Source organism: uncultured Gimesia sp. (assembly GCF_937919775.1).
Lineage (GTDB): Bacteria > Planctomycetota > Planctomycetia > Planctomycetales > Planctomycetaceae > Gimesia.
This window is the reverse complement of sequence record NZ_CALFPF010000375.1, coordinates 1-12758: the sequence shown is the minus strand read 5'-3', so window position 1 is coordinate 12758 and position 12758 is coordinate 1. Positions and strand designations below refer to the sequence as shown.

Below are 12758 nucleotides of genomic sequence, written 5' to 3'. Positions count from 1 at the left end.
GATTTCATCAAACGGCTGGATAACAAACTCCATCTGGAAGAGTTGTTCAATTATATTCCGGAGGCTTACTTTTTCGCGAAGGACGCCGAAGGCCGGTTTATAAATATCAGTCGCGCCTGGATGGACGTTCGCGCGATTCCGAAGGAAGAGGATATTATCGGCAAGACCGACTTTGATATTCACCCGAAGGATCTGGCTCAACAATATGTTGCAGAAGATCAGCGGGTCATGAAGTCGGCTACCCCGCTGCCGAATCAGGTCTGGCTGATTCCTGATCGGCACGGAAATCTGAAGTGGTATCTGTGCAGCAAGATTCCCCTGTTCGGCGATGGCGGTAAAGTGATTGGGGTGGCTGGTGTCCTGCGTGATATTAAAGTGGCCGGCGCCGAATTTCAGTCTTACCAGGAATTGGACAAAGTGATTGCATATGTGCTCGAACATTATCATGAACGAATCCTGATTTCCGATCTGGCCGATCTCATTTTTTTATCTGTCAGTCAGTTTGACCGTAAGTTCAAAAAACTGTATCAGATTACGCCTCAAAAATATATTTTGCGTGTGCGAATCAATGCCGCCTGCCAGTCTTTAACACGGACAGAAAAACGCATATCAGAAATTGCTCTCGAGTCGGGGTTTTACGATCAGAGTTATTTTACCAAACAGTTTGTGAATCTGATGGGTGTCTCGCCTTCCGAATACCGACGCAAATTTAAAGCGTCTGAAACGGAATGAGAGCCGCTCCTGTTTCACTTCGCAGCTGATTTTACGCGATGATTTTATCGATCACATGGCCGCCCACATCGGTCAACCGGAATCGTCGTCCGCTGTAAAGATACGTCAGTTTTTCGTGATCCATACCCAACAACCGCAATATTGTTGCGTGCAGATCGTTCACATGCACTTTATCCTCGGCGGCTTTGAAGCCAATTTCATCAGTGGCACCGTAAGTGGTTCCCGCTTTCACGCCGCCGCCTGCCAGCCAGGTTGTGAATGCGTGGGGATTGTGATCTCGTCCGGGAGTGGCCCCTTTCTGGGCAATCGGCAAGCGGCCGAATTCGCCCCCCCAGATCACCAGCGTTTCGTTGAGCAGACCCCGCGATTCCAGATCGGACAGTAACGCAGCAATGGGCTGATCTGTTTCTTCGGCGAATCCACTGTGATTGCCTTTAATGTCCGAGTGACCGTCCCAGCTGCGCTGGTTTTCCATACCACCCGAATAAATCTGCACAAAACGGGTGCCTCGTTCCACCATCCGCCTGGCAATCAGACACTGTTTTGCGAAGTGCTCACATTTTTTATTACCGACGCCGTATTGTTCCTGCAGATGTTTGGGTTCCTGGGAGATGTCCAGCGCTTCCGGTGCTGCGCTTTGCATTCGGTAAGCAAGTTCAAAACTCTCAATGCGTGCCGCTAGTTCCTGATCGCCTTCATTCTGCTGAAGATGCTGACGATTCAACGACTTTAACAAGTCGAGCTGAGAACGCTGCCTTCCTTTTTCTGTTAACACTGAGGGGGGCTGCAGATTATCAATCGGCTCGCCCGTTGGTCTCAGATAGGTTCCCTGATACACGCTGGGGAGAAAACCAGCGCCCCAGTTCAGGCTTTGTCCTTTGGGCAGACCTCTTCCCAGTGGATCCGACATTACCACAAACGCGGGCAGACTGTTGCTTTCGGAGCCTAGTCCGTAGGTCACCCAGGAACCGACACACGGGTATCCCATTTTGGGGATGCCGCAATTCATCATGAATAAAGCCGGGCTATGGTTGTTTGATTCGGTGTGGCCTGAGTGGATGAAGGCCATCTTGTCGACATGCTGAGACAGATTCGGAAAAATCTCGGAGACCCATTTTCCCGATTCTCCATGCTGCTTGAATTTGAAAGGGCTTTTCATCAAGGGGCCGACTGCGTTTTGAAAGAAGCCGGTTTTATTATCGAAACCTTCCAGCGCCACGCCGTCCCGTTTTTCGAGTTCGGGTTTGTAGTCCCAGGTGTCGACGTGACTTGGACCGCCGTTAATGAATAACCAGATGACCGACTTCGCCTTGGCAGGGAAATGGGTGGGTTTCGGAGCCAGAGGATTGATGGCTTGCAGGGAAGGTGCTGCGTGAGCGGTTTCGAGAACCCCTTCCTGCTTTAACAGGCTGAGCAGGCCTAATGCCCCTATTCCGCTGCCGGCATGCTTGAGCAACTGCCGTCTTGCCAGAAGTTGGTTCAATGAGATTGATGGTAGTTCTGAAAATGGCTGTAACATCATATTTCCCCAAAGAAAAAATGTTGTTTAATCTGTTTCGTTATGATTTTACATCTAGCCTGATGATTAATTCGGATAGATAAATTCGTTCGTACTCAATAATGCGTGTGTGAAATCGGTCAATGCCAGCAGCGTGGCTTCCGGTTTCTTTTCTAATTCGTATGACTTTTGATGGTGTTGAATAAACTCCAGTGAAATCGCCGTTTCATTTGCCGAGGGGGCGCGGCCCAGAGCGGTTTGATACGCGTCTTCGACTGCTTTCTCCAGTGATGCGGGATGCGATTGGTGAATTTCTTTCGCGAACGATTTGGCACTTTCGCGAATGAATTCGGCATTCATGAAGAGCAGTGCCTGCGGAGCGATGGTAGTGCTGGAACGCTGTCCGATACTGACTAACGCTTCGGGAGCATCAAACAGTTGCATCATGGGAATTAACTGGCTGCGTTTGATTTTGAAATAGATACTGCGGCGGAGACTGTTATCCTGCAGCGTGCCGGGTCCATACATCGTAGTATCGAGCTGATTTCCGATGTACAGAATGGAATCGCGAATGACTTCGCCTTCGAGTCTCTGCGGTGAATGTCGCCAATACAGTTTGTTTTCCGGATCGATTTTGGATTGATCCGGCTGGAAATCGGTTGACTGTCGATAGGTTGCGCTGAGCATGATCTGTTTATGCAGCGGTTTGAGATGCCATTCATGCTGGATGAGCTGACTGGCCAGATAATCGAGCAATTCCGGATGGGTCGGACGTTCTCCCTGCAGACCAAAGTCGTTGGGTGTATTCACGATGCCGGTGCCGATATGATGTTGCCAGATCCGGTTGGCGATCACCCGCGCCGCTAATGCACCGGCGCCCTGTTGAGTATCTGTGATCCAGTTCGCCAGTGAGGTTCTGCGATAAGAAGTGGTCGCGGATTTGGGAGGGGCCTCGATCCAGGTTTTTTCCTGTTGAGGTGATCGCATCAGAACCTGCAGAAAACTTTGATTCGCGACGGCGCCTTTCTGTTCGGTATCCCCCCGGGTGAGATAATACGTTTCGTCAAAGAAGTCTTTTCCCTGAGTATGATGGCGGACCGGTTTGATATCCGGGCCTTCGCTGCAGATCATGACTTTCGTCAGAGCCCGTTGCGGTTCTGTTTTGAGATGCTGGTTGACCTTGTCGGAAAGAGCCACCCATTTCGAATCCTGCTCGCGGAAGCGGCGTTCGAGAATCTGTTTCTGTGCAGCCGTCAGTTTGTCCCAGGCTCCCTCTTGGACTAATTGCAGCGCCTGGGAAAGCTGTTCGGGGCTGCCTGTTCCCGTTTTGACAGTAGGGGAACTGGAATTACTGACAGAAAAGCGGGGATGCCCGATGCTGTGGTTCACATTATTGGTGAAGGACATGGTAACTGTGAGTTCGGTTTCGCCCTCCTGATCCAGGGGTGTTTCCAGATCAAACACGATGGCCTGATCTTTCCCGATGCCCCCCATATCGACAGCCCAGCCGGAACCGTATTGCCCGTCGATGGCGCTGTTGGCCGAGAGTGTTGTCTGGTTCTGTTCGTGTGTGGCGCGGGCATTGGTCAGTTTGACCTCTGTCGCGGCTCCCTTTTTGTCTGCGACTGATTTAGCCTTTACATTGAATGCCGTCAAAGAGAAATTTCCGTTCAAGGCGCGGCCCGGTCCCTGTTTCGGTAATGAGCGATGGGTTAATGTTTCAAGGCGAATGGCACGAATCGGCCGGACATTGGTCCGCAGAGTAAATGTGTATTGATCCTGGTTGATATTCGGGCCGCTGACCAGCACCGAACCGTCCTCCAGCTTTTCGAAAAGGGCTTTGCCTTTTGAAGTATGGCTGACAACGTCCGGGACAATCCATTCATCGAGTTGTGTCGTATCGATTTTTCCCTGTTTTAACCAGTTTTCGAAATCAGTTTTGATCTGCCCCGTTTCATAGTCCTGCAGGGCTTTGATTAGTGGCGCGTGCGCCAGATCAAATTTGGCTTTTTCCTGTTTGTATTTTTCGGGATCGAGATCCAACTCGATTTCCGTGCGGACGGTTGTTGTGAATGTGGAGAGCATGCGGTAGTAATCGTCGCTGGCGATCGGATCGAATTTATGATCGTGACAGCGGGCACAGCCGACACTCAGCCCCAGCATCGCCAGGCCTGTCGTGTTGAGCATATCGTCCAGGGCATCATAGCGGGTGCGTTCCACTTCATTGGCGGTGATCTGTGTCGGGAATACACCTGCGCCGAGAAAGCCGGTCGCCATTAATGCCAGCGGATTTTCAGGAGCGATTTCATCACCGGCCAACTGCCATTTAATGAACTGATCGTAGGGCATATCCTGATTCAGGGCTTTGATCACAAAATCCCGGTAGTGATATGCAAAGTTCCGGTCGTAGTCGTGCTCAAAACCGTGACTTTCAGCAAAGCGGGCAATGTCCAGCCAGTGGCGGGCCCAGCGTTCGCCATAATGCGGACTGGCCAGCAGCCGATCGATCAGACTTTCATAAGCCTTGGGAGATTTGTCCGCAAGAAACTCTTCGACTTCGGCTGGAGTCGGGGGAAGTCCAATTAAATCAAAATATGCACGGCGGATATAGACCCGTTTGCTGACGGCCTCATTGGGTGTCAGGCCTTTTTCTGCCTGCTTCGCCAGAATGAACTGGTCGATTTCGTTTTGTGCCCATGAATTGTTTTTCACTTTCGGGAGGGCAGGGGCTTTCAGCGGTTGAAACGACCAGAATTTTCGGTCGTCGTCTGTGATAACCAGTTTTTCCGAACCCGACTTGCCTGCGGTTGCCAGATCTTTGTCATATGGGGCACCCAGATCAATCCATTTCGACAGACTGGCGATTTCTTTTTCAGAGAGTTTCTTTTCCTTGAGTGGCATGAATGGTTCTTCGCGGTGTTCGACCAGTGCCATCAGGTAGCTCTCTTTGCCCGTTTTCTCGATCATGCTGCTGTCGAGCAGTTTTTTGCGGCTGGAAAGATCGAAGTCTCCTTTGACCGATTTCCCGCCATGACACTTCAGGCATTTTTCAACTAACAGCGGCCGTACTTCTTTTTTGAAGAGGTCCAGCCCCTGCTGCATCCGCTGGGCATGGTCGGCGGGCAGTGCTGCTTGCTTGTCTGCTGCAGAGAGTGAAACGGGTAATACGATTCCGACCAACAGTGTGAGCGCGCTTAGGGAATTCCGCATCAAAGCCTCGTCGTCTTGAATGTAAAATCAGGTGAGATTTCCAGGAGTGATTGTCTGAGTATTTCTATGTCACAACAAATCAGTTGAGAAATCAATCAGGAATTGGGTTTTCCGGACTGATACAACTGTAAAATTTCTTCTGCAGATAAAGCACGTCCGAATAAGGCAAATTCATCCAGACGACCGTTTAAACTTCGAATCGAATGTTCGCCCGTATGTTCCTGAGGGCGCCAGTTTCCAATTTCCGCATCGCCGATGACCAGAGGGATCGGGTTTTCAATCTTGTGGTGACTGACGGGAAGACCATCCAGATAATGCACGACTTCTCGTTTCTGGTGATCATAAACCGTCACCAGATGGATCCAGCGGCCTAAGTCCGTCGGTTGCAAAACGACGGGTGAGAAAAAGTTTTTACCAGGGCCGGTTTTGACACCCAGAATGATTTCGCCTTTATCGCTTAACTGCCAGTGCGGGTTGCCCGCGTTGTAACCATCGGTGAGCATCAACGAACTGAGCCAACGGTCGAAGCCTTCGATTCTGACCCAGGCTGTTAATGTGAGGGACTGATATTCGCCGGGAACATGCAGGCGAACCCGGTCGCTGGTGCGTTTGAATTCCAATGCACGTTTTTGTGGCCAGCGGCCTGACGTCCATTGGCAGCCCACGATAGCCCCGTCGGCTGATGCAAGATGGTGCTGACTTTTGTTTTTCAGAGTTCGTAACCAGTTGGACGATTCTTCAAAATCATAATAAGCGATCAGTGACGGATCGTTTTTGAGAGAGGCATTCTGTGCTTGCCAGCGGGTGAATTGCCGCGCTTGCTGCTGTTCTGCCAGATGCGAGAGCTCTTCCGGATTGATTAACGGCAGCATTGCTTCTGTTAAGCGGTTGAGGGTTCCCAATTGATCAAACTGCACACCTTCGCCGGTTGATAAACTTTGAATATTGGAAGGGTTTACCTGCTGATCGGGCGAATGCAACTCCACCTTGCCCTCGATGACCTGGACATGTCCGCTGCCGGTTGGTTCGAGGGACAGAGTGAATTCCGTGCCCAGATCGACGACATTCAAACGTGACGTTTCAATTGTGAATCCATGTGCCTGTTCGGGAACGGATGCCCGGACTTTTCCATATTGGCAGAATGCTTTGAGGGGGGAAATCAACTCGAACGCGGCGGGCCCTTCGATCAAAACCGAGGCACCGCTGATCAGTTCCACTTGAATCGTCCCTTTTTTCAGTTTCAACCAGCCTGCAGATAAACCAGCGCCGGTCTGCAGATTGCGAGGAGTCTCCCATTCGACACCGACGGCCTGCGTCAACAAAGCAATGTGATCGGTTTTCGGGCTGTTTGTTTCACTTTCCGGCGCGATTTCGGGAGAATCGGCGATCAGGGAACCTGGTTCAGGACGCGTATTCCACCCGGCATAATAAGCCAGAGAGAGCAAGAGTGTCGCTGCCACGAGTGAGGAAACCAGTAGCAACAGGAAACGGGGAGTTCCCAGACTGGTATGCTGTTCGGTAGAGGCAGGGTGTGGAATCCAGTCTTCAGATTCTCCTGTTTCCGTCGCCCAGACCGACAAGCCGGAATGGACTCGCATGTATTCTACATAAAGCTGGCGCTGCTGCGGATCTTCTTTTAACAGTTTCTCCAGCTCTGCATGTGCTGCCTGGCTGATGTTACCCTGCAGAAGTGCGTCGATCAATTGAATGGTCTGATGGTCGTGAGAAAAATGTTTGTTCATGAGCCTGCCTCCGCAGAGTGAAGTGTCTGTTGCATGCAGTCCATGAGTCGAAGTCGCAAGCGTGCGAGTTTCTTGTAAGTCGCATCAGCGGAACGCCCTGACTGTGCGGCGACTTCTTTGATGGTGAGTTGATCGTGATAACAGTCCCGGATGAATTGTCTATTTTCACCATCCAGTTTCTGAATGCAGTCATCCAGTGCCTGTTTTTGTCGATCGGTTTCGGTAAGCGAGTTTGTCTGGCACTCTGCGACGAGTGACAGAACTTCGTCTGAAAAATATAGTCGATCCCGGCTTTGGACCCGCTGAAAATTTTTGACCTCGTAAAAAGCGATTCCGCAGGCCCAGGCGGAAAAACTCTGCTCTGAATCAAAGGTATTCCATTTTCGCCATAGAACCAGACATGTTTGCTGGAAAACATCTTCCGCGTCGGTCTGGTGGGGGAGTAACGTCCCGATGAAGCCACGAATCAGACTGTGATGTCTGGCCAGTAATGAAACAAACTGCTCATCAGGGGCCAGCCCCAATCCTGCTTCCGTTTGCCGATTTGTTTCTGATGAGCGGTTCATATGAGTAATCGTACGCAGATGTCAAAAACGGACGGAGATAAACAGATGATTTTTCCTGAATACTTCATTTCAATGTTCAAGAGTTGGTGTAAGTTACTACAGTTGTGTGATTTATGATTTGATATTCAGCATTCAGTTTTTTCTTCAGAGCAGATTCTTCTTAACCCAAAAACGAATCAACCCTCTTTGAGTTCGTTGTTCAAATTATCATCTCCATCTTATCCGGTTTTTGACGAAATGGGAGCCCCGAATTCCACTTCGCGAAAAGTCCAAGTCACTATACAGAATGTTTTTCGATACTGTCGTCTATTCTCCCTTGAATCGCAAATCTCATTTGCCGCGCCACTTGCGAGTTTCTCGTAGAACGGGTAATCTCCTTGGGATATTATTTAACATTTCCCCTGCCCGGCCAAACCGGCCGAGTGGCCTATGAATCTTCATTGCTTTAGTAAATCGATCAGAGTGGTATAAATCCATGCAGGAATCAGTGGATCCTCAAAGCCGAGTTGTCATCACAGGAATTGGCTTAACGGCTCCGAATGGAAATAATCTGGAAGAATTTCGGCAAAGCCTGCTGGAAGGACGCTCTGGTGTTGTCGATTACAACATTCGCTATATGGGCGATGTCCTGGCAGGTGTTTGTAATTTTGATGAATTAAGATATCAGAAACGCAAAGATGTCCGCCGGGGAACACGTGCAGGATCCATCGCCGTTTATTGTGCGAATGAGGCAGTCAATCAATCCGGGCTGGATTGGGAAAATGTGGCCAAAGATCGAGTCGGCGTGTATCTCGGCATTACCGAGCACGGAAACGTCGAGACCGAGAATGAAGTCTACGAGATTTCCCAGTTTGATTATGACACAAAAGTCTGGTCGCATCATCATAATCCGAGAACCGTCGCCAATAATTCTGCAGGTGAAGTCACGCTCAATCTGGGAATCACTGGCCCGCATCTGACTCTGGGAGCAGCGTGTGCAGCAGGAAATGCCGGTTTTATTCAAGGCGTGCAGATGCTGCGGTTGAATGAAGTTGATATCGCCTTGTGCGGCGGCGTATCCGAGAGCATCCACACCTTCGGCATATTTGCAAGTTTTCAGAGTCAGGGCGCATTAGCAAAACACGAAGATCCCACCAAAGCCTGCAGACCGTTTGACATAGACCGAAATGGGATTGTTGTTGCAGAAGGGGGCGCCGTTTGTACGCTGGAACGCCTGCCCGATGCCTTAGCCCGCGGTGCTACGATTTTTGGTGAAATCGTCGGCTACGCAATGAATTCTGATGCCAGCGATTTTGTGCTGCCCAACGCCACCCGACAGGCGGAATGCATTCATCTGGCTCTCAAGCGGGCAGGCCTGAAGCCTGAGGATATTGATATCGTCAGCAGCCATGCCACGGCGACGATACAGGGGGATATTGAAGAGGCTAAAGCATTGGCGAGCGTCTTTGGTGATTGCCCCAATCTGGCGATCAACAATACCAAGAGTTTTATCGGACATGCGATGGGAGCCGCCGGCGCTCTGGAAATGCTGGGAAATCTGCCCGCATTTGAAGACGGAATCGCACATGCGACTTTGAACCTGGATGAAGTCGATTCAGAATGTAATCTGCCTCAACTTGTGGCGAATCATCCGCGCCAAATGGAGCGGGTTGAATGCATACTCAATAATTCGTTTGGGATGCTGGGAATTAATTCGGTTCTGATCGTCAAGAAGTATTCTGCCTGAAAATATTGCCGGAAGAGGTGCCGTTCGGAGCTTGAAGTTCGGCCTGTTTTCTCATCGCAGTCTGAATTCCCTCGTGAGATATGACGATTCTGTGCGAATTTTCTGAAAAACTCTCCTTTCTCGAGGGTTCAGTCGGTTTAAATCATTTCGATCGCGCTATAGTATTCCTTGTAAGGGGCGGGTTTTTATCTCCCGGCTTCTAGCGGGGGTTTTGTTTGTTTGGTATAAGAGGCTTCCCCTCACCGGGTTTCGCAGTGAAAGTCGTGAGATTCGCTGAATGAAATCGACGTTATAGGATTTTTAAAAAGTTTGGAGTTTCTGCATGGCGCCGGAACAAATCAGATCGGTTATCCTGGATATCTTGGCTCGAATTGCTCCCGATGAGGATCTTTCGGAGCTTGATGATAGTGTTCCTTTTCGTGAACAGATGGAATTAGACAGCATGGATTTTCTGGATATCGTCATGGAGTTGCGCAAACTCTATCGCGTGCAGATTCCGGAAGAAGACTATGGTGAACTGGTAACGATGGACAGCACTGTAACTTACCTCACGCCACTCCTGAAGGATGCGGAAAGCACCGTCTGAATCCCGTAAATCCCCTTCGCCATGAGCTACGATTCAATCATCATTGGTGCTGGCATGTCCGGGCTGGCTGCTGGAATCCGGCTGGCCTATTTCGGGAAACGCGTCTGCATTCTGGAACGGCACACGACGATTGGTGGTCTGAATTCTTTCTACCGTCTGCGGGGACGGAATCATGATGTGGGTTTGCACGCGATTACCAATTACGCTCCGCCAGGGGGAAAAAAAGGGCCGCTGAATAAAATTCTCAGGCAGCTCCGCTTTCAATGGGAAGACTTTGATCTGAGCCCGCAATGCGGCTCCTCGGTTGTTTTTCCCGGACATACGCTCCGTTTCAATAATCACTTCGATTATTTCGAAGCACAAATCGCCGCACAGTTTCCCCGCCAGATTGATGGCTTTCGTCAACTGGTCTCGGAAATCGACGCGCATAATATCGGCGATCTGGGACAGACCTGGATTTCCACCCGTGCGCGGATGGCAGATCATATTTCCGATCCACTTCTGATTAATATGCTGCTCTGTCCGCTGATGTTTTACGGCAGCCCTTCTGCGCATGACATGGATTTTAACCAGTTCGTGATCATGTTTCGCAGCATTTATCAGGAAGGTTTCGCGCGCCCTTATCAGGGCGTCCGTCTGATCCTGAAAAACCTTGTGCGCAAGTTTAAATCGCTGGGAGGCGAACTCAAACTGCGAGCCGGCGTGAAACAGTTGCTGATCGAAGGCAAACAGGTTTCGGGCGTGATGCTTGATGACGGTCAGATCCTCGAAGCAAAAAATGTGCTTTCTTCGGCTGGTTCCGCGGAAACACTGCAGATGTGCGGTGCTGAAGTGCCTCAAGATGATCGTTTTACTCCCGGCGATATCTCGTTTGTCGAAACCATTTCCGTCCTCAATCAGCAGCCCAAAGAATTCGGTCACGAGGAAACCATCGTGTTCTATAACGAATCGGAAGATTTTTACTACGAACAGTCCAAAGAACCGGTCGACGTCCGCAGCGGTATTATCTGCTCGCCGAATAATTTTGAGTACGATCGGCCGCTGGAAGAAGGTTCGATTCGCATCACGGCGCTGGCGAATCCCGATTTCTGGATGAATCTGTCCGAAGAAAAATACATCGAGCAGAAACAATACTGGTACGATCAAATTCTCGAATCCTCCCTGCGGTATATCCCCGATTTTCGTCCGCATGTCCTTGATGTCGACGTTTTTACTCCGCGGACGATTAAAAAATTCACCGGACACATCAACGGCTGTGTTTATGGTGCCCCCCAGAAAATTCTGGATGGAAGTACGCCTTTCAACAATTTGTTTCTCTGCGGCACTGATCAGGGGTTTCTCGGGATAATTGGCTCGATGCTTTCCGGAATCAGCATTGCCAATTTGCATCTGCTGAATCCGAAGTAATCTTCTTTGTGTTAAGAGATGCTGTACTCTTGCATCATTGTTTGTCAAAACGTTCATTTTATTCCATTGCTGACTGCTGAATTGTCACACTTTTGTCATAGAGACCTGAATTGCTCCGGTTTAGTAGACAAAGGCCTGCAATTTCGATAAACAGGAGAAGCAATGTAATGGCATTAATACGGGATTCGTGAAATCTCACGGTCCTTTTTCTACTCTGCTGAACTGTATACGACGCTGAATTATCATGGCCAAAGATTTTCTGAAAGACGCAAAAGACGAATATGATGTCATCGTGATCGGCAGCGGTTTGGCCGGTATGACATCGGCCAACATCCTGGCCCGTCAGGGATATTCTGTACTGCTCCTCGAACATCATTACCAACTCGGCGGTATGGCGACCTGGTTCAAACGCCAGAACGGGCATATCTTCGATATCTCGCTGCATGGCTTTCCTTACGGCATGTTGAAAAGCTGCCGCAAATACTGGACTCAGGAAATCGCCGATTCCATCGTCCCTCTCAGAGGTGTACGATTTGAAAATCCGCAGTTCTCGCTTGAAACCACATTCACGCGCGACGACTTCACGCGGTTGTTGATCGAAAAGTTCAACATCGCACCGGAGACCGTCAAAAACTTTTTTGATACCGCCCGCAAAATGAACTTCTTCGACGATCAGGGTAAAACCACCCGCGAACTGTTCGAAGAGTTTTTTCCCGGCCGCGATGACGTCGTCCGTCTGTTGATGGAGCCCATCTCCTACGCCAACGGTTCGACCCTCGAAGATCCCGCGATTACTTATGGCATTGTGTTTTCCAACTTCATGCAGAAGGGCGTCTACACGTTTCGTGGCGGCACCGATCGACTGGTCAAGCTGATTAAGGCGGAACTGGAACATAACGGCGTCGACGTTCGTATTCGGACCCAGGTCGAGAAAATCGAAGTCGCCCCCGATCGCCGCGTGACTGGCGTGATCGTCAACGGCAAACGCATTGGCTGCAAAGCCATCATGTCGAACTCGAATATCAAAGGTACGATTCTGAATCTCGTCGGCGAAGAACACTTCGATCCGGCGTTTGTCGAAGAAGCCAAAGCCGTCCGACTCAATAACAGCAGTACCCAGGTTTATATCGCTTTGAAACCCGGCGATGAACTCAATTTTTGTGGCGATCTCCTGTTCCATTCCGAGCACAATGGATTCGATATCGAAGCCATGCTCAGTAAAAATGTCAGCAGCCGTACGTTCTCGTTTTATTATCCCGAAACGCGGCCCGGCAGCGATCGTTCTCTGATC

9 protein-coding genes are annotated in these 12758 nt (G+C 50.0%); 5 read left to right on the top strand and 4 right to left on the bottom strand.

The genetic code is table 11. From position 1 onward, the window contains the following. Positions 1 to 732 (top strand): AraC family transcriptional regulator (locus Q0294_RS10285; RefSeq protein ID WP_299464375.1); only part of this gene is annotated, 732 nt, incomplete at its 5' end. A gap of 31 nt (positions 733 to 763) precedes the next feature. Here Q0294_RS10285 and Q0294_RS10280 read toward each other — a convergent pair. The 4 genes from Q0294_RS10280 to Q0294_RS10265 form a co-directional block, all read right to left on the bottom strand. Beyond that, the gene (locus tag Q0294_RS10280) at positions 764 to 2251 is read right to left on the bottom strand and encodes a DUF1501 domain-containing protein (RefSeq protein WP_299464372.1); all 1488 of its coding nucleotides are present in this window, start codon (positions 2249 to 2251) and stop codon (positions 764 to 766) included. A 66-nt stretch (positions 2252 to 2317) separates the two neighbouring features. Then, positions 2318 to 5440: a DUF1549 and DUF1553 domain-containing protein gene (locus tag Q0294_RS10275; RefSeq protein WP_299464370.1), complete on the bottom strand. Its 3123-nt coding sequence runs from the start codon at positions 5438 to 5440 to the stop codon at positions 2318 to 2320. 95 nt (positions 5441 to 5535) lie between these two features. After that, the gene (locus Q0294_RS10270) at positions 5536 to 7182 is read right to left on the bottom strand and encodes a LamG-like jellyroll fold domain-containing protein (RefSeq protein ID WP_299464368.1); all 1647 of its coding nucleotides are present in this window, start codon (positions 7180 to 7182) and stop codon (positions 5536 to 5538) included. Continuing rightward, complete coding sequence (locus Q0294_RS10265; protein WP_299464365.1) at positions 7179 to 7748, bottom strand: sigma-70 family RNA polymerase sigma factor; 570 nt, start codon at positions 7746 to 7748, stop codon at positions 7179 to 7181. Before Q0294_RS10265 ends, Q0294_RS10270 begins: the two co-directional genes overlap by 4 nt. A 475-nt stretch (positions 7749 to 8223) precedes the next feature. Here Q0294_RS10265 and Q0294_RS10260 point away from each other — a divergent pair, with 475 nt between their 5' ends. From Q0294_RS10260 to Q0294_RS10245, 4 genes are all read left to right on the top strand, one after another. Beyond that, the gene (locus tag Q0294_RS10260; RefSeq protein ID WP_299464362.1) at positions 8224 to 9474 is read left to right on the top strand and encodes a beta-ketoacyl-[acyl-carrier-protein] synthase family protein; all 1251 of its coding nucleotides are present in this window, start codon (positions 8224 to 8226) and stop codon (positions 9472 to 9474) included. A gap of 322 nt (positions 9475 to 9796) precedes the next feature. Next, the gene (locus tag Q0294_RS10255) at positions 9797 to 10060 is read left to right on the top strand and encodes an acyl carrier protein (RefSeq protein ID WP_145111109.1); all 264 of its coding nucleotides are present in this window, start codon (positions 9797 to 9799) and stop codon (positions 10058 to 10060) included. A 21-nt stretch (positions 10061 to 10081) separates the two neighbouring features. Further along, the gene (locus Q0294_RS10250) at positions 10082 to 11467 is read left to right on the top strand and encodes an NAD(P)/FAD-dependent oxidoreductase (protein ID WP_299464353.1); all 1386 of its coding nucleotides are present in this window, start codon (positions 10082 to 10084) and stop codon (positions 11465 to 11467) included. Between the two features lie 244 nt (positions 11468 to 11711). Continuing rightward, positions 11712 to 12758, top strand: a 1047-nt coding sequence (locus tag Q0294_RS10245; protein WP_299464350.1) for an FAD-dependent oxidoreductase, incomplete at its 3' end; no start/stop codon positions are given.

What these genes read in the sequence shown, in the direction of transcription:
- Q0294_RS10270 (WP_299464368.1), bottom strand. Translation starts at nt 7,182, where the DNA reads ATGAACAAACATTTTTCTCACGACCATCAGACCATTCAATTGATCGAC.
- Q0294_RS10265 (WP_299464365.1), bottom strand. Translation starts at nt 7,748, where the DNA reads ATGAACCGCTCATCAGAAACAAATCGGCAAACGGAAGCAGGATTGGGG.
- Q0294_RS10255 (WP_145111109.1), top strand. Translation starts at nt 9,797, where the DNA reads ATGGCGCCGGAACAAATCAGATCGGTTATCCTGGATATCTTGGCTCGA.
- Q0294_RS10275 (WP_299464370.1), bottom strand. Translation starts at nt 5,440, where the DNA reads ATGCGGAATTCCCTAAGCGCGCTCACACTGTTGGTCGGAATCGTATTA.
- Q0294_RS10280 (WP_299464372.1), bottom strand. Translation starts at nt 2,251, where the DNA reads ATGTTACAGCCATTTTCAGAACTACCATCAATCTCATTGAACCAACTT.
- Q0294_RS10260 (WP_299464362.1), top strand. Translation starts at nt 8,224, where the DNA reads ATGCAGGAATCAGTGGATCCTCAAAGCCGAGTTGTCATCACAGGAATT.
- Q0294_RS10250 (WP_299464353.1), top strand. Translation starts at nt 10,082, where the DNA reads ATGAGCTACGATTCAATCATCATTGGTGCTGGCATGTCCGGGCTGGCT.